Consider the following 18,836-nt stretch of genomic DNA (forward strand, 5'->3'; position numbering starts at 1 on the left):
CACTGGTTTTTTTATTGTGGATCGCGGCGAGGCTCTTGCAATTTTCCCACCCTGGCCTAAGGTTCTGTCTTCCGCATTAAGGGCCTGAGACGAAGATATGAAACGACTGCATTGGCTGCCACGCCGCTTTAATCCCGTCTTTGCCGCTTTTTTGTTGATTGCTTTTCTTTCCGGTATTGCCGGCGCGTTATTGGCACCGACGCTGAGCCTGTTCCTGACCACTGAGGTGAAGGTGCGGCCGCTGTGGGTGGGGCTGTTCTATACCGTTAACGCCATTGTCGGCATTGCGGTCAGTTTTCTGCTGGCTAAACGTTCGGATACGCGTGGCGATCGACGCAAGCTGATCCTGGTGTGCTGCCTGATGGCCGTCGGCAATTGCCTGCTTTTTGCTTTTAACCGTGACTATCTGACACTGATCACGGCCGGGGTGCTGCTGTCGGCGATCGCCAATACCGCGATGCCGCAGATTTTCGCGCTGGCACGGGAATATGCCGACAGCTCGGCACGCGAAGTGGTGATGTTCAGTTCGGTGATGCGTGCGCAATTGTCGCTGGCCTGGGTTATTGGTCCCCCGCTGTCGTTTACGCTGGCGCTGACCTACGGTTTTACGGTGATGTTCGTCATTGCCGCTGTGACCTTCGCGGTTTGCGCTTTGCTGGTGTGGTTTACCCTGCCTTCGGTGCCGCGTGTCATTCAGCCAGAGCAGGCCGATGCGCAGGTCGCAGCCCCTTCGGCACCGATAGCGCCAGCCAGTGCCTGGCGGAACCGGGATGTAAGGCGGCTGTTTATCGCCTCGGTACTGATGTGGACCTGCAATACCATGTACATCATCGATATACCGCTGTACATCACCGCCGATCTGGGCCTGTCGGAGAACCTGGCCGGCCTGCTGATGGGTACGGCGGCCGGGCTGGAGATCCCGGCGATGCTGCTGGCCGGTTATTACGTCAAACGCTTCGGCAAACGCAATATGATGCTGTTCGCCGTAGCGGCCGGTATCCTGTTTTATGCCGGACTGGTGGTGTTTAAATTCAAGCTGGCGCTGATGGCGTTACAGCTGTTCAACGCTATCTTTATCGGCATTATCGCCGGTATCGGCATGCTCTATTTCCAGGACCTGATGCCGGGGCGACCCGGTGCGGCGACTACGTTGTTTACCAACAGCATTTCTACCGGGGTGATCCTAGCCGGGGTGCTGCAGGGGGCATTGGTGGAAAACCTGGGCCATTACGCGGTGTACTGGTTGGCGGTGCTCCTGGCGTTGGCGGCGTTGTGGATGAGCGCTCGCGTGCGGGAAGTGTGAGCTTAAACGACAGCAACATTGACGCATGTCATTGAGAACATTACGCCAAACCCCCAAGCTAAACGGACCCGGAGCCTGATCGCAGGCTCCCACCCATCTTGCTGCTGAGATGCCGTTCCGTTTAGAAAAGTGGGTATGTTATGGATAAACTAACACCGCTCAAACCTGTCCCTTCTCTGTGTGCTGTCGTCGCTGCTTTGCTTATCTGGTTTGTGATCCCGGTTCCCGAAGGGGTTGCTCCCAATGCCTGGCATCTGCTGGCGCTGTTTATCGGCACCATCATCGCCATCATCGGTAAGGCAATGCCAATCGGTGCCGTTTCGATTGTGGCCATTGCGCTGGTGGCCGTCACCGGCGTCACCAACCCCGGCAAGCCGGGTGCGGCGCTGAATGATGCGCTCAGCGGATTTTCCAACCAGTTGATTTGGCTGATTGGTTTTTCGATCATGATTTCCCTCAGCCTGAACAAAACCGGGCTGGGTGCGCGCATTGGCTACTACTTTATTTCGTTGTTCGGTAAAAAGACGCTGGGGATCGCCTATGCATTGACGCTGGCGGAAACCACCCTGGCGCCGGTCACCCCAAGCAATACCGCCCGCGGCGGCGGGATTATTCATCCGATCATGAAATCAATCGCCGACAGCTTCGGCTCCCGGCCCGATCTGAATACCTCCGGCAAGATTGGCCGTTATCTGTCGCTGGTCAATTACAACATTAACCCCATCACGTCGGCGATGTTTATCACCGCCACGGCACCCAACCCGTTGATCGTCAGCCTGATTGCCAAGGGGACGCACGGCAATTTCGAACTCTCCTGGTCAATGTGGGCGATTGCGGCACTGGTGCCGGGCGTGTGTTCGTTGATCGTCATGCCGCTGGTGATTTACCTGCTGTATCCACCGGAGGTGAAAAGCACCCCGGACGCGCCGCGTTTTGCTCGCGACAAGTTACAGGCTTTGGGGCCGGTCACGTTACCGGAGAAAATTACCCTGGCGGTGTTTGCCCTGCTGCTGGTGTTGTGGGCCGGTATCCCGGTGATGATCTTCGGCCCGGCGTTGGCGGTTAACCCCACCACGGCGGCACTGATTGGCCTGGCGGTGCTGTTGGCGAGCGGCGTGCTGAGCTGGGAAGACGTGCTGAAGCACAAAGGCGCCTGGGATACGGTGGTATGGTTCTCCGCACTGGTGATGATGGCCAGCTTCCTCGGCAAGTTGGGGCTGATCAGTTGGCTGTCGCAGACCGTGGGCAGCGGCATTGATCATATGGGCATGAGCTGGGTGGGCGGCACCGTGCTCCTGACCATCATCTATCTGTATTCGCATTACTTCTTCGCCAGTACCACGGCGCATGTTACCGCCATGTTCGCCGCCTTCTTTGCCGCTGGGGTTGCGCTGGGTGCGCCACCGGCGCTGCTGGGCCTGATTCTGGCGTTTTCTTCTTCGCTGATGATGTCACTGACTCACTATGGCACAGGTACGGCACCGATCATCTTCGGTTCCGGCTATGTCACTTTAGGGGAATGGTGGAAAACCGGCTTTGTGATGAGCGTGATTAACCTGCTGATTTGGATGTTGATTGGCGGGGCCTGGTGGAAGTGGCTGGGTTACTGGTGATACCCGGTTACCGCGAGGGTATAAAAAACACCCGCCAGACGGCGGGTGTTTGAGTTTTATGAAAAAGTTGTCTTTGAACCCGAGATACTCGGGCCTAGCGCACCGAGGGGCCATTATGGGACACGTCCGTGTGTCCCACCCTGCGGGCCGACTGGAAGTCGTTCCCATTTGCTCCCGGCAAATGGGTCGGCAGCTAAAGCTGCTACGACCCCTTCGGCACGCTCTCCCTAATAACGGGCTTTGTCAGCTGTCTGCAATACCCGCCAGACGGCGTGTTCAATTCAGGAAGGCCGGCTGCTGCGCCTCGTAGCGAGAAATATCCGCTTTGTGCTGCAGCGTCAGGCCGATGCTGTCCAATCCGTTAATCATGCAGTGGCGACGGAAGCTGTCGATCTCGAACGGGTAGCTTTTGCCCCCGGCGTTGACCGTCTGATTCTCCAGATCGACCACGAATTCGACCCCTTCGTTGTCTGCAACCAGCTTGAACAGTTCGTCGACCTGCTCTTCGTTCAGCGTGACCGGCAGCAGCTGGTTGTTGAACGAGTTGCCATAGAAGATATCGGCGAAGCTGGGGGCAATCACCACTTTGAAACCGTAATCGGTCAGCGCCCACGGTGCGTGCTCACGTGAGGAGCCGCAGCCGAAGTTCTCACGCGCCAAGAGGATGCTGGCGCCTTTATAACGCGGTTTGTTCAGCACGAACTCCGGGTTCGGCTGCTGACCGGCATCGTCGAGAAAGCGCCAGTCGTTGAACAGGTGCTGGCCAAAGCCGGTACGCGTCACTTTCTGTAAAAACTGCTTTGGAATGATGGCGTCGGTGTCGACGTTAGCCGCGTCCAGAGGCACGACTAAACCAATATGTTGAGTAAATTTAGACACGTTAGCCCCTTAGTGAATATCACGGATATCGGCGAAATGACCGGCAACGGCGGCCGCAGCGGCCATCGCAGGGCTGACCAGGTGAGTACGCCCACCGCGGCCCTGACGCCCTTCGAAGTTACGGTTGCTGGTGGATGCGCAGCGCTCGCCGGGGTTCAGACGGTCGTTGTTCATTGCCAGGCACATTGAGCAGCCCGGCAGACGCCATTCAAAACCGGCTTCAATAAAGATTTTATCCAGGCCTTCGGCTTCCGCCTGCGCCTTCACCGGGCCGGAGCCTGGCACCACGATAGCCTGTACGCCGTTGGCAACTTTGCGACCTTTGGCGATGGCTGCCGCAGCGCGCAAATCTTCGATGCGCGAGTTGGTGCAAGAGCCAATAAACACTTTGTCGATCGGCACTTCTGTCAGTTTGATGCCGGGTTTGAGATCCATATAGGCCAAGGCTTTCTCGGCGGAGGCGCGTTCAACCGGATCGCTGAACGATTCCGGTGCCGGGATCACCTGATTGACGGCGATCACCTGGCCTGGGTTGGTGCCCCAGGTGACCTGCGGCGCGATATCTTCGGCACGCAGGGTGATCAGGGTATCGAATTTGGCGTCATCGTCGGACTTCATGGTGCGCCAGTAGGCGACAGCCTGCTCCCAGTTGCTGCCGGTTGGCGCAAACTGACGGCCCTTCAGGTATGCAAAAGTGGTGTCATCCGGTGCGACCAACCCGGCCTTGGCGCCCATTTCGATCGCCATGTTGCACAGGGTCATACGGCCTTCCATGCTCAGCGCTTCAATCGCTTTGCCGCAGAATTCCACTACGTGGCCGGTACCGCCGGCGCTGCCGGTTTTGCCGATGATCGCCAGCACGATATCCTTGGCGGTAATGCCTTCGGCGGCGTCGCCGGTGACTTCAATCTTCATGGTCTTGGCGCGACCCTGTTTCAGGGTCTGGGTAGCCAACACATGTTCCACTTCCGAGGTGCCGATGCCGAATGCCAGCGAACCGAAGGCACCGTGGGTCGCGGTGTGGGAGTCGCCGCAGACGATGGTCATGCCTGGCAGCGTCATGCCCTGCTCAGGGCCGATGACGTGCACAATGCCCTGGAACGGGTGGTTCAGGTCGTACAGCGAGACGCCGAATTCAGCACAGTTCTTGATCAACTCCTGCATCTGAATGCGCGCCATCTCGCCGCTGGCGTTGATGTCTTTGGTTTGGGTCGATACGTTGTGGTCCATGGTCGCGAAGGTCTTGCCCGGTTGGCGTACCTTGCGGCCCATGGCGCGCAGGCCGTCAAACGCCTGCGGCGAAGTGACTTCGTGCACCAGATGGCGGTCGATATACAACAGCGGCGTTTCGTTCGGCGCTTCGTACACCACGTGGGCATCGTACAGCTTCTGATATAAGGTCTTGGCCATGTGTTATGCCCCCTGAGCGACGAAGCGGGCGATGATGTCACCCATTTCATCGGTGCTGATGGCTTTACCGGTACCGGCCAGATCGGCGGTGCGGTAACCCTGTTCCAGTGCCTGGTTGATGGCACGTTCAACGGCGTCGGCCGCTTCGGTAGCGCCCAGGCTGTAACGCAGCAGCAGGGTGGCGGACAGGATCTGGGCGATCGGGTTGGCGATACCTTTACCCGCGATGTCCGGCGCAGAGCCACCGGCCGGCTCATACAAACCAAAGCCCTGTTCGTTCAGGCTGGCAGACGGCAGCATGCCCATCGAACCGGTGATCATTGCACACTCGTCGGACAGGATGTCGCCGAACAGGTTGGAACACAGCAACACGTCGAATTGCGACGGGTCTTTGATCAACTGCATGGTGGCGTTGTCGATATACATATGCGACAGCGACACGTCTGGGTAATCCTTGGCGACCTGATTGACCACTTCGCGCCACAGAATGGAGCTCTGCAAGACGTTGGCTTTATCAATGGAGGTCACAGTGTTGCGGCGCTTACGGGCGGACTCGAAGGCGATGCGCGCAATGCGTTCGATCTCGAAGCGATGATAAACCTCGGTGTCGAAGGCACGCTCCTGCATGCCCTGACCTTCGCGGCCTTTCGGCTGGCCGAAGTAGATGCCGCCGGTCAGTTCACGCACGCACAGAATATCAAAACCCCGGGCGGCGATGTCGGCGCGCAGCGGACAGAATTCTTCCAGCCCTTGGTACAGACGAGCAGGGCGCAGGTTGCTGAACAGTTTGAAGTGCTTGCGCAATGGCAGCAATGCGCCGCGTTCAGGCTGTTCCGCCGGTGGCAGGTGTTCCCATTTTGGACCACCCACTGAGCCGAACAGGATGGCGTCGGCTTGCTCGCAACCGGCGAGAGTCGCCTGAGGCAGCGGGCTGCCATGACGATCGATGGCGATACCACCGACGTCGTACTCGGCTTCGGTGATGCGGATATCAAAGCGCTGACGCACTGCGTCCAACACTTTACGCGCTTGGGCCATTACTTCCGGGCCGATTCCGTCTCCGGGCAAGACGGCAATGTGGTAAGTCTTCGTCATGTTCACACCGTTTCCTGATTATTTTGATGTTTGCTTTGCTGCAGACGCTGTTTTTCTTTTTCTACCTGCTGGGAGCGCCAAATATTATTCAATACGTGAACCATCGCCTTGGCGGAGGATTCAACGATGTCGGTCGCCAGACCTACGCCATGGAAGCGGCGGCCGTTGTAGGACACCACGATATCGACCTGGCCCAGAGCATCGCGCCCCTGACCCTTGGCGGTTAACTGGTATTTCACCAATTCGATTGAGTAACCGGTAATGCGATTGATCGCCTGATAAACCGCGTCAACCGGGCCATTGCCGGTGGCCGCTTCGGCTTTCTCTTCTTCGCCGCAGACAAGTTTCACCGATGCGGTAGCCATGATGCTGCTGCCTGACTGCACGCTGAAATAATCCAGGCTGAAGTGCTCCGGTTCTTCCTGCTGCTTATTAATGAAGGCCAGGGCTTCCAGATCGTAATCGAACACCTGACCTTTCTTGTCGGCCAGTTTCAGGAAGGCGGCATACAGATTGTCCAGGTTGTAGTCCTGTTCCTTATAGCCCATCTCTTCCATACGGTGCTTCACCGCAGCGCGACCGGAACGGGAGGTCAGGTTTAACTGCACATCTTTCAGGCCTATGGTTTGCGGTGACATGATTTCGTAGTTTTCACGATTTTTCAGCACGCCGTCCTGATGAATGCCGGAGGAGTGGGCGAAAGCATTGGAACCCACGATCGCTTTGTTGGCGGGGATCGGCATGTTGCACAGCTGGCTGACAATCTGGCTGGTACGGAAAATTTCCTGGTGGTTGATGTTGGTGTGCACGTTCATGATGTCCTGGCGCACTTTGATCGCCATGATCACTTCTTCCAGCGAGGTGTTGCCTGCGCGTTCGCCGATACCGTTCAAGGTCCCTTCGACCTGGCGAGCGCCGGCCTGCACTGCGGCGATGGAGTTGCCGACCGCCATGCCCAGATCGTCGTGGCAGTGGACAGAGATAATGGCCTTATCGATATTCGGTACGCGGTCATACAGAGTGGTGATAATGCCGCCAAACTGGTTCGGCGTGGTGTAGCCCACGGTGTCCGGGATATTGATGGTGGTAGCGCCGGCATTGATAGCGGCTTCCACCACGCGACACAGGTTATCGATTGGCGTACGGCCGGCGTCTTCGCAGGAGAATTCTACGTCGTCAGTGTAGTTACGGGCGCGCTTCACCGAGCGAATGGCCATCTCCAGCACTTCGTCGAACGAACGCTTCAGTTTGGATTCAATATGCAGGGTCGAGGTGGCCAGGAACACGTGAATGCGAAACGCTTCGGCGACGCGCAATGCTTCGGCCGCGACGTCGATATCTTTATCTACGCAACGTGCCAAGCCACAGACACGGCTGTTTTTAATCTGACGAGCGATGGTTTGCACGGATTCGAAATCACCCGGTGAGGAGACAGGGAAGCCAACTTCCATGACGTCGACACCCATTCTTTCCAGCGCCATTGCGATCTGAATCTTCTCTTTCACGCTCAGGCTGGCTTGCAGTGCTTGTTCGCCATCACGCAGCGTTGTATCGAAAATAATGACTTGTTGGCTCATCGGGTGGTTCCTTATCGTGTTTATTTCACGCTAAGCGGGTAAAAAAAAACCCGCGCAGTAGCGCGGGTTTGTTATGTAGGTGGGCTGAATCAGCTCTGAACTCCGTCCACCGGCATACCGCGCAAAGAAGATGCGTTAAGTAGTAGGCCTAGTAGACGGTAAGTGCGGTTCATGGCGGTTCAACTCTCTAAAATAATGTCGTTGCCTAATTTGATACGTTATTGGCCTGGCTATGTCAACACCTGATTGAAAATGGGGGGACTCCCCGAACGCCCGATTAACGCACCTGAAACGACAGACGATAGTTCGGTGAAAAATGACATTGTCAGATAAAAAACGAGGGCGGATTTGCGGCCCTGTTAGCATAAACGAAATGAATATATATCCTCGCAATTGCTTCTGAGGGGCATTGCGTTAAAATTAAAGATGCAAAACGAGGAAAGCCATGCTAGCAAAAATTGAAATGGCGAGTTTTGTATTATTGGTGTCAATGCTTTGCTGGCAGATTATGTTTTTTGTGAATTTTTTATAAGACTAAAGGGGACGAAAGATAACGGGGGTGTTATTGGATGGTGTGAGGTTTTGAGTGTTTCCTTTTGGAGGAGGAAAATAACGGGTATTGGATGACGGGAAGTAACGATTTTTGCTGTCGGGTATTAAAAAGGATGTTGCAGGATTTCTACTCGCGGTAAAAATAAATCTGTTGTGAACCGGGCTTTGACTTTTAACCATGTTTATAGACAGGACGATACTTGCCTCCGGTTTTAAAGGAACGGAGTGCGAGATAACTCATTCGGCCCGCACAATTAATACCATGATTTTTGTTTTTTGATTGTGCCTGGCGAATGATCTACACAGGACTCAGTGGAGTGGGATATGTCGGAATACAATTCAGAAGTTGTCATTGATAAAGAGGTCGGTGATATTCATTTGCGCAGTGTCGATCTGAATTTACTCACCGTGTTTGACGCGGTTATGCAGATGCAAAATATTACCCGTGCGGCGGGTTTTTTGGGGATGTCACAACCGGCAGTGAGTAATGCCGTTGCGCGTTTGAAACTGATGTTTAACGATGAGCTGTTCGTACGTTGTGGACGTGGTATTCAGCCTACGACACGAGCCAGGCAGCTGTTTGGGCCGGTCAGACAGGCGCTGCAGTTAGTGCAAAACGAGTTGCCCGGGGCAGAGTTCGAACCCTTTACCAGTGAACGCGTTTTCTCCATCGCCATCTGCAGTCCGCTTGATTTGCGCTTGGGGGCCGAAATAATCAATCACTTGAAAGACATCGCTCCACAGACCCAGTTAAAAATAAAATCCTATATAAGCAATAATATCGATAATCAATTACGCTATCAGGAAGTCGAGTTTGTGATTGGTTATGCCTGCTTTGAGCCGGCAGAGTTTAAAAGCGTACCGCTGTTTGAAGATGATTTGGTATTGGTTGCTGCCAGGAAACATCCTGGAATGGAACAATGCATCACGCTTGAACAAATTATGGCAGAGCAACATGCTGTGGTTTCACTGGAAAGTTTTTACTCTTTTAGTAAACCTTACTATAGAGAAGAAACGATGCAGCGCGTCATTGCTCAGCAATGCACGGATTTATACAGTGTATTGAATATAGTTTCCAATACCAACATGATCGCCATTGTTCCTGCGTGGTTGGCCCGGCAGCAGTCCGAGGTATTACAATTGCAATTCATGCCATTACCCTGGAATGAAAACAAGGCCACCTGTTACCTGTCTTGGCATGAATCGGCAGAACGTGATAAGGGACATCAATGGATGAAAACCCTGCTTGGTCAGTCTGATATGCCAGAATAAAGCAGTCTATTATTACCCCCGTGGTGGTAGTGTCGCATTGGGGGGTAATTTGTACTGCCGATTTATTAGGAATTATCTCGGGGTTATCTAAGGGTTATCTTTATTTAAGCATTCTAAATTAACCCGATTCGAATAAGCCCGACAGTTTCATTAAAAATTGTCGATATGAAATTATATCCTGAAATGTTATTCGTCCCTGGTTTTTATCTCTGTTTTTTAGCCGGCCTCTCTGCCCCCGCATTTTGTGACCTGGGTAAAACCTTTTTCGCCCCCTTCTGTCCAACGGAGAGGCGCGGTGAAATTAACCTGAGTTTTAGCTCACACTTCTACGCTGAAATCTCTTTTCCCGCCGCCGGAGAGTAGGTAGACTGCGCGAAAAAAAGTAAACACGTGTAAGCTGAGATGCGGGAGAGGTTATCCTGCACCTGCTAACTGTTTGATTCATTTCAGGCTTAGAGCGCTATGATCAATAATCTGCTGCAATACCATTTGACTCATCGTATACAGCACCAAATTTCTCACCGTGCCGATCGCACAGCTTTTCGCCAATGGTCTCCCACCGGTGAGACCGAATTGACTTGGCAGCAGGTCGATACGCATATCAATCATATTGCCAGTGCCCTGTTGGCATTGGGTGCCGAGGTGCAGGAACGTATCGCGATCTTTGCCAATAACTGCATGGCCTGGTCGCTGGCGGATTTGGCCATTCTACGATTGCGTGGGGTCAGTGTGCCGCTGTATGCCACCAACACGCCGGCTCAGGCGGCTTTTATCATTAATGATGCCGATATCCGAATTTTGTTCGTGGGTGAGCAGGCCCAGTTGGATGCCGCCATCGCGCTGCGCGGTGTGTGTCCGCAACTGAGCCACATTATTGTGTTTGATGACAGCGTCGACCTGCGTGGCTGTGAGATTGCCCAACACCTCAGCACCTTCGAACGTGAAGCCGATGTGGCTGCGTTTTCATCACTGCTGCAACAACGTATCGCCGATTGCGACCTGCGGGATCTCTTCACGCTGATTTATACCTCCGGCACTACCGGCGAACCCAAGGGCGTGATGCTGGATTACCGTAACCTGGCCGCGCAGCTTTATCTGCATGACGAACGGCTGACGGTGAATGAAGAGGATGTGTCCCTCAGTTTCCTGCCGATGTCACACGTGTTTGAACGTGCCTGGAGTTTCTTCATCATGCACTCAGGCGCGCAAAATGTGTTTTTACCGAATACCGATTGGGTGCGCGAAGCCATGGCGGCGGTACGTCCGACGTTGATGTGTGCGGTACCGCGGTTTTACGAAAAAATCTTCAGCGCGGTGCATGAAAAGGTCGAGCGCGCGCCTTGGCTGCGTCGGGCATTGTTCCATTGGGCGATTGTCTGCGGTGAACGTAAGTTCCTGCAGGAACGCGCGGGTAAGCCATTGGGCAAGCTGTTCGATCTTTCCCATCGCTGGGCCGATAAACTGGTGCTGAGCAAGTTGCGCGGTATCCTCGGCGGACGCGTGCGCTTCTTGCCGGCTGCCGGTGCCAAACTTGACGATAACGTCATCCTGTTCTTCCAGGCGATGGGCATTAACATCAAATATGGCTATGGCATGACCGAGACCTGCGCCACCGTTTCCTGTTGGGAAGAGGGCAATTTCCGCTTTGGCTCAATTGGCAAGCCATTGCCGGGGGTTGAAGTGCGTATTGGTGAGGAGAATGAAATTCAGGTGCGTGGCCCGGTAGTGATGCGCGGCTATTTCAATAAACCGCTGGAAACCGCCGCTTCCTTTACCGAGGATGGCTGGTTGAAGACCGGTGATGCCGGTGCCATTGATGAAGGCGGTAACCTGTTTATTACCGAGCGCCTGAAGGATTTGATGAAAACTTCCGGCGGCAAGTACATCGCTCCGCAGATGCTGGAAGGCACGCTGGCGCAGGATCGCTTTATCGAGCAGGTGGCGATCATCGCCGATGCGCGTAAATTCGTTTCCGCCTTGATTGTACCCAGTTTTGAGTCTCTGGAAGAGTATGCGAAATCCATCAATCTGAAATATCAGGATCGGATCGAACTGTTACGTAACGGCCATATTCTGGAGATGTTTGAAAACCGCCTGCGTGAGATGCAAAAAGAGCTGGCGCGTTTTGAACAGGTAAAAAGGTTTACCCTGTTGCCGGCCGCCTTTTCTATGGAGTTGGGTGAGCTGACGCCCACGCTGAAGTTGCGCCGTAAGGTCATTTCGCAGCGCTATCAGCGTGAAATTGACTCCATGTATCAGGAGTAGGCTTGAGATTTGACGCCGGGCTGATCGTTCGGCGAAAAAAACAGCATAATGCTTGCCTGATATAGTTCTGTAATTCCTTGCCTGATTGAAACAATGCCTAGCCCGAGCCGCTGGCGGCTAGTGCATTGTTTCTGTAAATCCCGGATCCCCAGCCGCTTGCCAATAACCGCTCCGTTGTTAAGCCTTTTTGCCGTTTGCCTGCTCAATATTCTGACGTTATGTTAATCAGTTATAATCAATCCACAAAAACTTTGGGGCAATGCCCCACAGCAGGCGCTACGTTCCGGCGCCAGACAAGAATAAGTAAGCCTGGAGGCAAACCCATGGAGATGTTGTCAGGAGCCGAGATGGTCGTCCGATCGTTGATCGATCAGGGCGTTAAACATGTATTCGGATATCCGGGCGGGGCGGTACTCGATATCTACGACGCCCTGCATACGGTCGGAGGCATCGATCACATATTGGTGCGCCATGAGCAGGGTGCCGTGCATATGGCCGATGGCTATGCGCGCGCCACCGGTGAGGTTGGGGTGGTTCTGGTGACCTCAGGCCCAGGAGCGACCAACGCGATCACCGGCATTGCGACGGCCTATATGGACTCCATCCCGATGGTGGTGCTTTCCGGCCAGGTTCCCAGCTCGCTGATTGGTTACGACGCCTTCCAGGAATGCGATATGGTCGGGATTTCTCGCCCGGTGGTCAAACACAGCTTCCTGGTGAAGCGCACCGAAGATATTCCCGGCATTTTGAAGAAAGCCTTTTACCTGGCCTCTACCGGTCGCCCCGGCCCGGTGGTGATCGACCTGCCGAAAGATATCGTGGGTCCGGCGGTGAGAATGCCTTACGCCTACCCGCAGGAAGTGAGCATGCGCTCCTATAACCCGACGGTGCAGGGGCATCGCGGGCAGATCAAGCGCGCATTGCAAACCATCCTGACGGCCAAGAAACCCGTGATGTACGTCGGCGGCGGGGCGATTAATTCGGCCTGTGACGGCGAACTGCTGGAGCTGGCGGAGAAACTGAATTTACCGGTGACCTGCACCCTGATGGGATTGGGCGCGTTTCCCGGCACGCATCGCCAGAGCGTCGGCATGCTCGGCATGCACGGGACGTATGAAGCCAACAAAACCATGCACCACTCCGACGTGATCTTTGCCGTCGGCGTGCGTTTTGACGATCGTACTACCAACAATCTGGCCAAATATTGTCCGGATGCCACCGTACTGCATATCGACATCGACCCGACTTCGATCTCCAAGACGGTAGATGCCGATATTCCTATCGTCGGCGATGCCAAACAGGTGTTGACCCAGATGCTGGAATTGCTGGCGCAGGAAGACAAGACACAGGATCACGATGCGTTGCGTGATTGGTGGCAGTCTATTGAACAGTGGCGCTCGCGCGACTGTCTGGGCTACGACAAAAACAGCGGTACCATTAAGCCGCAGGCAGTGATCGAAACCCTGCACCGGTTGACCAGGGGCGATGCTTACGTCACCTCCGATGTCGGCCAGCATCAGATGTTTGCGGCACTCTACTACCCGTTCGATAAGCCACGTCGCTGGATCAACTCCGGCGGGCTGGGCACCATGGGCTTTGGTCTGCCGGCTGCACTGGGCGTGAAGCTGGCGTTGCCTGATGAAACCGTGGTGTGCGTGACCGGCGACGGCAGTATCCAGATGAATATTCAGGAGCTGTCCACCGCGTTGCAATACAACCTGCCGGTGATCGTGGTGAACCTGAACAACCGTTATCTGGGGATGGTGAAACAGTGGCAGGACATGATTTACTCCGGCCGTCACTCCCAGTCGTATATGGATTCCCTGCCGGACTTCGTCAAGCTGGCGGAAGCTTATGGCCATGTGGGCATCGCCATTCGCACGCCGGATGAACTGGAAAGCAAACTGGCACAGGCGCTGGCCGAAAAAGAGCGCCTGGTATTTGTCGATGTCACCGTCGATGAGACCGAACATGTTTACCCAATGCAGATCCGCGGTGGAAGCATGGACGAAATGTGGTTAAGCAAAACGGAGAGGACCTGATCATGCGCCGAATTTTATCTGTCTTGCTGGAAAACGAATCCGGTGCGTTATCGCGTGTGGTGGGTTTGTTCTCTCAGCGCGGTTACAACATTGAAAGCCTGACGGTCGCGCCGACCGACGATCCTACGCTGTCGCGCATGACGATCCAAACCGTCGGCGATGAAAAAGTGCTGGAGCAGATCGAAAAGCAACTGCATAAGCTGGTGGACGTGCTTCGCGTCAGCGAACTGGTGCAAGGCGCGCATGTCGAGCGCGAGATCATGCTGGTGAAGCTGCAGGCCAGCGGTTACGGCCGTGAAGAAGTGAAGCGTTGCGCCGACATTTTTCGCGGTCAGATTGTTGACGTTACGGCTACGCTGTACACCGTTCAGCTGGCCGGCACCAGCGACAAGCTGGATGCGTTCCTGAGCGCGGTGCGTGAAGTGGCCGAAATTGTCGAAGTGGCGCGTTCCGGGGTGGTCGGCGTATCGCGCGGCGATAAAATCATGCGCTGAGGCGTGATATTGGCGTAATCTGAGGGCGCGGCCAGGGCTGCGCCCTTTGTTTTTCGGTGTTTTTTGCCCGTTTGCTGGCACCTTTCGGCAAAAGCGGTTGCTCGGCAGAGTTTTCTGCTGTTAGATCGCAGAGGCTGGATTGAATAACCGCACAGGATGCGATGGTTAATCCGAGCATGGCTTTCACTTCTATTTTCAGCGTCATTAAGGGGTTAACGTGAAACTGGATGAAATCGCGCGTCTCGCAGGCGTTTCGCGCACCACGGCCAGTTATGTCATCAACGGCAAGGCGAAGCAGTATCGTGTCAGCGATAAGACCGTCGAAAAAGTGATGGCCGTGGTCAGGGAGCACAATTATCACCCGAATGCGGTCGCGGCAGGGTTGCGCGCTGGGCGAACCCGTTCAATCGGTCTGGTGATACCGGATCTGGAAAACACCAGCTACACCCGGATTGCCAACTATCTGGAGCGTCAGGCGCGTCAACGCGGTTACCAACTGTTGATTGCCTGTTCGGAAGATCAGCCGGATAACGAAATGCGCTGCATTGAGCATCTGCTGCAACGCCAGGTTGATGCGCTTATCGTTTCCACTGCCTTGCCGCCAGAGCACCCATTCTATCAGCGCTGGGCCAACGATCCGTTGCCGATTATCGCGCTGGACCGTGCATTGGATCGCGAGCATTTCATCAGCGTGGTGGGGGCGGATCAAGAGGATTCCTTCGCACTGGCGCAGGAGTTGCGCACATTCCCCGCGGAATCAGTGCTGTATCTGGGCGCATTGCCGGAGCTTTCCGTCAGCTTCCTGCGTGAGCAGGGGTTCCGCGAGGCCTGGCAAGATGACGAACGGCATGTCGATTATCTGTATGCCAACAGTTATGAACGCGAGGCGGCAGGCGTGCTGTTTGCCGAATGGCTGAAAACCCATCCGATGCCGCAGGCGTTGTTCACCACCTCATTCTCTTTGCTGCAAGGGGTGATGGACGTGACGTTGAAACAACGTGGCCGCTTGCCGACCGATCTGGCGATCGCCACCTTCGGCGATCATGAGCTGCTGGATTTCCTCGAGTGTCCGGTACTGGCGGTCGCACAGCGTCACCGTGACGTGGCCGAACGCGTACTGGAACTGGTGCTCGCCAGTCTGGATGAACCGCGCAAACCCAAGCCGGGCCTGACGCGCATTCGCCGCAATCTGTTCCGCCGCGGCAGCTTGAGCCGAAAATAATCCGATAGCAGGAGCGCCATGCCGCGCTCCTGCTAAAACCCGCATTACACGTAGCCTGTCACTCTGAACAACCTTCTGCAGTATTCGAGAAAATACCCGTAGACCACCCCCATCGCCATCGACACCACCGCGTTGCCGGTCACCGCCGTCATGATTTGCTGCCCGTCGGCGCCGACGCTCCACAATATGGCGGCATAAACCGGCGATTGGAAACTGACATAGGCCAGCAGATCGGCAAGGTTACGCCATAAAAAGGGTTGCCCATGACAGCGCCTGGCGATGCGGATAAACAGGTCGCGATAACGCCCATAGGGCCAGGCAATCAGGATATTCACCGGTATCGACAGCAGGCGCGACGAGAGCGATTGTTGAAAGCTCATGCCGGACACCAGGATTTCTATCGCCATACCGGCGATAAAACAATACACCACCAGTGCAAAGGTATCGGCAGCGGCACTGCGCCAGTGAGGGGCAGGCGAAAACATGGTGCAATCTCCGAGTTTATTGGTTAATGCTCTGTTAAAATTTAAGTTATTGGTTGTTAATTCTGGGTTTTTGCTGCCTGTGTAGTTTACCTCGCCACTGTTTAACATCTAAGTAGCTGAATATTTTTATTTAACGGCGTTGGGTAGTTTTTGTGCTGAGTGCAGGCGGTGGAATATGGCGCGAAGGGATTAAAAATGGATGGTTTTTAACTATTCAATATAAAACAATGGGTTGCATGTTTCTTGGTCATTAGGCCCTTTTCCATTACAAAAAATGTGGTCATAAATGGTGTAAGGAAATGAAACCATAATTGTAAACAGGTATTTTGGGAGTAATCTTACTAAATTGATTTGAATCGAAATTAACTCGCCTCGTAATATCCGAGTAATTTATTTTTCCATCTGGCTTATCACCGGCGCTTTAATTGAAGTAAAATAGCGCCCGGCTTGAAGAGGAATATCCGTTGGGCGTTATTAACTCAATGGCTTACGCCGTATTTCGTTAGTAGGGTGAGTTAACGCCGAGCCTTATCTGGTGCGGCTCGCGCTCCGCTACAGCGATGTGATTGCCGAGCTGAAAAATGAGACATCGATTGCAGAAGGAAGTATTGAGTTAATTAATCGCCAATTTGTCAGGTTTTTAATCAGGCTCTTTCCGCTCAGAAAATTCTCCCCGTTTATCATGATGTTAATTTTTAATCATCTAATAAATAGCGTTCCTTTCGCGAGTCAGCTCCCAAAATGACCGAAGAAATATTGCCAAAGCGCTGGCGCTCTGGCTTGACAAGGTTTTCATACCCTCCGTAAACTCCATTATGTGGGAATTTGTGGGGTAAAGTGGTGAAAACGGTCGTGAAGGGGTAACTCAGGTATGTTCCGTGGAGCAACGATGGTTAACCTCGACAGCAAAGGGCGGCTTGCCGTACCCACCCGTTACCGGGATTTGCTGAACGAGCAATCGCAAGGCCAAATGGTTTGTACCATTGACCTCCACCAGCCCTGCCTGCTGCTTTACCCACTGCCCGAATGGGAAGTTATTGAACAAAAGTTATCCCGTCTGTCGAGTATGAATCCCGCCGAGCGCCGCGTTCAGCGCTTGCTGTTGGGGCATGCCAGTGAGTGTCAGATGGACAGCGCCGGTCGTTTGCTGTTAGCCACTACGCTACGTCAGCACGCCGGGCTTACCAAAGAAGTGATGCTGGTCGGGCAGTTCAACAAGTTTGAACTGTGGGATGAACAGACCTGGTATCAACAAGTCAAGGATGATATTGACGCAGAACAGTCGACTCAGGAACCGTTGTCTGAGCGGCTACAGGACTTGTCGCTATAAGCATGTTGGAAAACTATAAACACACTACCGTACTGTTGGATGAGGCGGTTAACGGCCTCAATATTCGCAGTAACGGCATCTATATCGACGGTACTTTTGGCCGCGGTGGCCATTCGCGTCTGATTCTGTCCCAGTTGGGGCCGGAAGGACGTTTGCTGGCAATTGACCGCGACCCACAGGCGATTGCAGCCGCCAAGTCTATTGATGATCCCCGTTTTAGCATCGTACACGGCCCATTTTCAGAGTTGTCGCACTATGTGCGGGAACGCGAATTAGTGGGACGGATTGATGGCATCTTGCTCGATCTGGGCGTTTCTTCACCGCAGTTGGATGACGCCGAACGCGGTTTTTCCTTCATGCGTGACGGGCCGCTGGATATGCGCATGGACTCCTCAAGCGGTCAGTCAGCCTCAGAGTGGCTGATGAAGGCGGAGGCGGACGACATCGCCTGGGTATTGAAAACCTTTGGTGAAGAGCGTTTTGCCAAGCGTATCGCGCGCGCCATCGTGGAAAGAAACCTCGTCGATCCTATGACTCGCACCAAAGAGCTGGCCGATTTGATCGCCAACGCCAGCCCGTTTCGGGATAAGCACAAGCATCCGGCAACCCGCAGTTTCCAGGCGATCCGCATCTACATCAACAGTGAATTGGAAGAGATCGAACGTGCGCTGGACGGCGCGCTGGAAGTGCTGGCCCCGAAGGGCCGCCTGTCGATCATCAGCTTCCATTCGCTGGAAGACCGCATCGTTAAACGCTTCATGCGTCACCATAGCCGCGGTGCTCAGGTGCCGGCCGGTATCCCGCTGACGGAAGAGCAACTGCGCAGTATGGGCGGACGCACGCTGAAAGCGCTGGGCAAGATGATGCCTGGGGATGCCGAGGTGGCGGAAAACCCACGAGCGCGTAGCTCAGTGCTGCGTATTGCCGAGAGGATGCCAGTGTGATTGGCAACGAACGTCACGGTTTGGTCGGAGTGATTGGCGGCGATCTGCTGCGTAACGCCAAGATCCCGCTGATTTTGCTGATTGCCTCGTTGGTGTCTGCGGTGTTCGTCGTGACGACCGCGCACCGCACCCGCTTGCTGACCGCCGAGCGCGAGCAGCTTGTTCTGGAGCGAGATGCTCTGGACATTGAGTGGCGCAACCTGATTCTTGAAGAGAATGCCCTTGGGGATCACAGTCGAGTAGAACGCATCGCAACGGAAAAACTGCAGATGCAACATGTTGATCCATCCCAGGAAAATATCATCGTTAAACAATGAATGGTTTAACTGAAATCATTACACGGAGTAGAAAGG

At 54.4% G+C, this 18,836-nt stretch carries 16 protein-coding genes; 10 read left to right on the plus strand and 6 right to left on the minus strand.

Annotated elements, in window-relative coordinates; genetic code table 11:
• The first annotated feature begins 97 nt into the window (after window positions 1-97).
• Complete coding sequence (locus tag ACGS9J_RS18350) at window positions 98-1,303, plus strand: sugar efflux transporter (protein ID WP_442232248.1); 1,206 nt, start codon at window positions 98-100, stop codon at window positions 1,301-1,303.
• A 140-nt stretch (window positions 1,304-1,443) separates the two neighbouring features.
• Window positions 1,444-2,916, plus strand: coding sequence for a DASS family sodium-coupled anion symporter (locus ACGS9J_RS18355; RefSeq protein WP_442232249.1), 1,473 nt, complete (start codon window positions 1,444-1,446; stop codon window positions 2,914-2,916).
• Between the two features lie 276 nt (window positions 2,917-3,192).
• On the opposite strand, the gene leuD is transcribed toward ACGS9J_RS18355, so the two are convergent.
• From leuD to leuL, 5 genes are all read right to left on the minus strand, one after another.
• Window positions 3,193-3,795, minus strand: coding sequence for a 3-isopropylmalate dehydratase small subunit (gene leuD, locus ACGS9J_RS18360; RefSeq protein WP_442232250.1), 603 nt, complete (start codon window positions 3,793-3,795; stop codon window positions 3,193-3,195).
• Window positions 3,796-3,804: 9 nt separating this feature from the next.
• Window positions 3,805-5,205: a 3-isopropylmalate dehydratase large subunit gene (gene leuC, locus ACGS9J_RS18365; RefSeq protein WP_442232251.1), complete on the minus strand. Its 1,401-nt coding sequence runs from the start codon at window positions 5,203-5,205 to the stop codon at window positions 3,805-3,807.
• Window positions 5,206-5,208: 3 nt separating this feature from the next.
• On the minus strand, window positions 5,209-6,300 hold the full coding sequence (gene leuB, locus ACGS9J_RS18370; protein ID WP_442232252.1) for a 3-isopropylmalate dehydrogenase: 1,092 nt from the start codon (window positions 6,298-6,300) through the stop codon (window positions 5,209-5,211).
• 2 nt (window positions 6,301-6,302) lie between these two features.
• Window positions 6,303-7,877 (minus strand): 2-isopropylmalate synthase, encoded by a 1,575-nt coding sequence (gene leuA / locus ACGS9J_RS18375; protein ID WP_442232253.1) that lies wholly within the window; start codon window positions 7,875-7,877, stop codon window positions 6,303-6,305.
• 89 nt (window positions 7,878-7,966) lie between these two features.
• The gene (gene leuL, locus ACGS9J_RS18380; protein WP_156033875.1) at window positions 7,967-8,050 is read right to left on the minus strand and encodes a leu operon leader peptide; all 84 of its coding nucleotides are present in this window, start codon (window positions 8,048-8,050) and stop codon (window positions 7,967-7,969) included.
• Window positions 8,051-8,753: 703 nt separating this feature from the next.
• On the opposite strand from leuL, the gene leuO reads away from it, so the two are divergent.
• The 5 genes from leuO (at window position 8,754) to cra (ending at window position 15,724) form a co-directional block, all read left to right on the plus strand.
• Window positions 8,754-9,701, plus strand: a complete 948-nt coding sequence (gene leuO / locus ACGS9J_RS18385) for a transcriptional regulator LeuO (RefSeq protein ID WP_442232254.1) — start codon at window positions 8,754-8,756, stop codon at window positions 9,699-9,701.
• 462 nt (window positions 9,702-10,163) lie between these two features.
• Window positions 10,164-11,966: an AMP-dependent synthetase/ligase gene (locus tag ACGS9J_RS18390; RefSeq protein ID WP_442232255.1), complete on the plus strand. Its 1,803-nt coding sequence runs from the start codon at window positions 10,164-10,166 to the stop codon at window positions 11,964-11,966.
• A 323-nt stretch (window positions 11,967-12,289) separates the two neighbouring features.
• On the plus strand, window positions 12,290-14,008 hold the full coding sequence (gene ilvI, locus ACGS9J_RS18395; RefSeq protein ID WP_442232256.1) for an acetolactate synthase 3 large subunit: 1,719 nt from the start codon (window positions 12,290-12,292) through the stop codon (window positions 14,006-14,008).
• Between the two features lie 2 nt (window positions 14,009-14,010).
• Window positions 14,011-14,502 (plus strand): acetolactate synthase small subunit, encoded by a 492-nt coding sequence (ilvN, locus tag ACGS9J_RS18400; protein WP_004932806.1) that lies wholly within the window; start codon window positions 14,011-14,013, stop codon window positions 14,500-14,502.
• Window positions 14,503-14,719: 217 nt separating this feature from the next.
• Window positions 14,720-15,724: a catabolite repressor/activator gene (gene cra / locus ACGS9J_RS18405; RefSeq protein WP_085120221.1), complete on the plus strand. Its 1,005-nt coding sequence runs from the start codon at window positions 14,720-14,722 to the stop codon at window positions 15,722-15,724.
• Between the two features lie 44 nt (window positions 15,725-15,768).
• Here cra and ACGS9J_RS18410 read toward each other — a convergent pair whose 3' ends face one another.
• Complete coding sequence (locus tag ACGS9J_RS18410) at window positions 15,769-16,209, minus strand: L-alanine exporter AlaE (protein ID WP_442232257.1); 441 nt, start codon at window positions 16,207-16,209, stop codon at window positions 15,769-15,771.
• An 871-nt stretch (window positions 16,210-17,080) separates the two neighbouring features.
• Between ACGS9J_RS18410 and mraZ the strand changes: the two genes are divergently transcribed.
• The 3 genes from mraZ to ftsL are packed head-to-tail and all read left to right on the plus strand — an operon-like array spanning window position 17,081 to window position 18,800.
• Window positions 17,081-17,539, plus strand: coding sequence for a division/cell wall cluster transcriptional repressor MraZ (mraZ, locus tag ACGS9J_RS18415; protein ID WP_041414198.1), 459 nt, complete (start codon window positions 17,081-17,083; stop codon window positions 17,537-17,539).
• Window positions 17,540-17,541: 2 nt separating this feature from the next.
• The gene (rsmH, locus tag ACGS9J_RS18420) at window positions 17,542-18,483 is read left to right on the plus strand and encodes a 16S rRNA (cytosine(1402)-N(4))-methyltransferase RsmH (RefSeq protein WP_442232258.1); all 942 of its coding nucleotides are present in this window, start codon (window positions 17,542-17,544) and stop codon (window positions 18,481-18,483) included.
• Complete coding sequence (gene ftsL, locus ACGS9J_RS18425) at window positions 18,480-18,800, plus strand: cell division protein FtsL (RefSeq protein WP_012005204.1); 321 nt, start codon at window positions 18,480-18,482, stop codon at window positions 18,798-18,800. Before rsmH ends, ftsL begins: the two co-directional genes overlap by 4 nt.
• The last annotated feature ends 36 nt before the right edge of the window (window positions 18,801-18,836 follow it).

Origin of the sequence: Serratia quinivorans (assembly GCF_052113645.1) — a bacterium.
Taxonomy (GTDB): Bacteria; Pseudomonadota; Gammaproteobacteria; order Enterobacterales; family Enterobacteriaceae; genus Serratia; species Serratia quinivorans_B.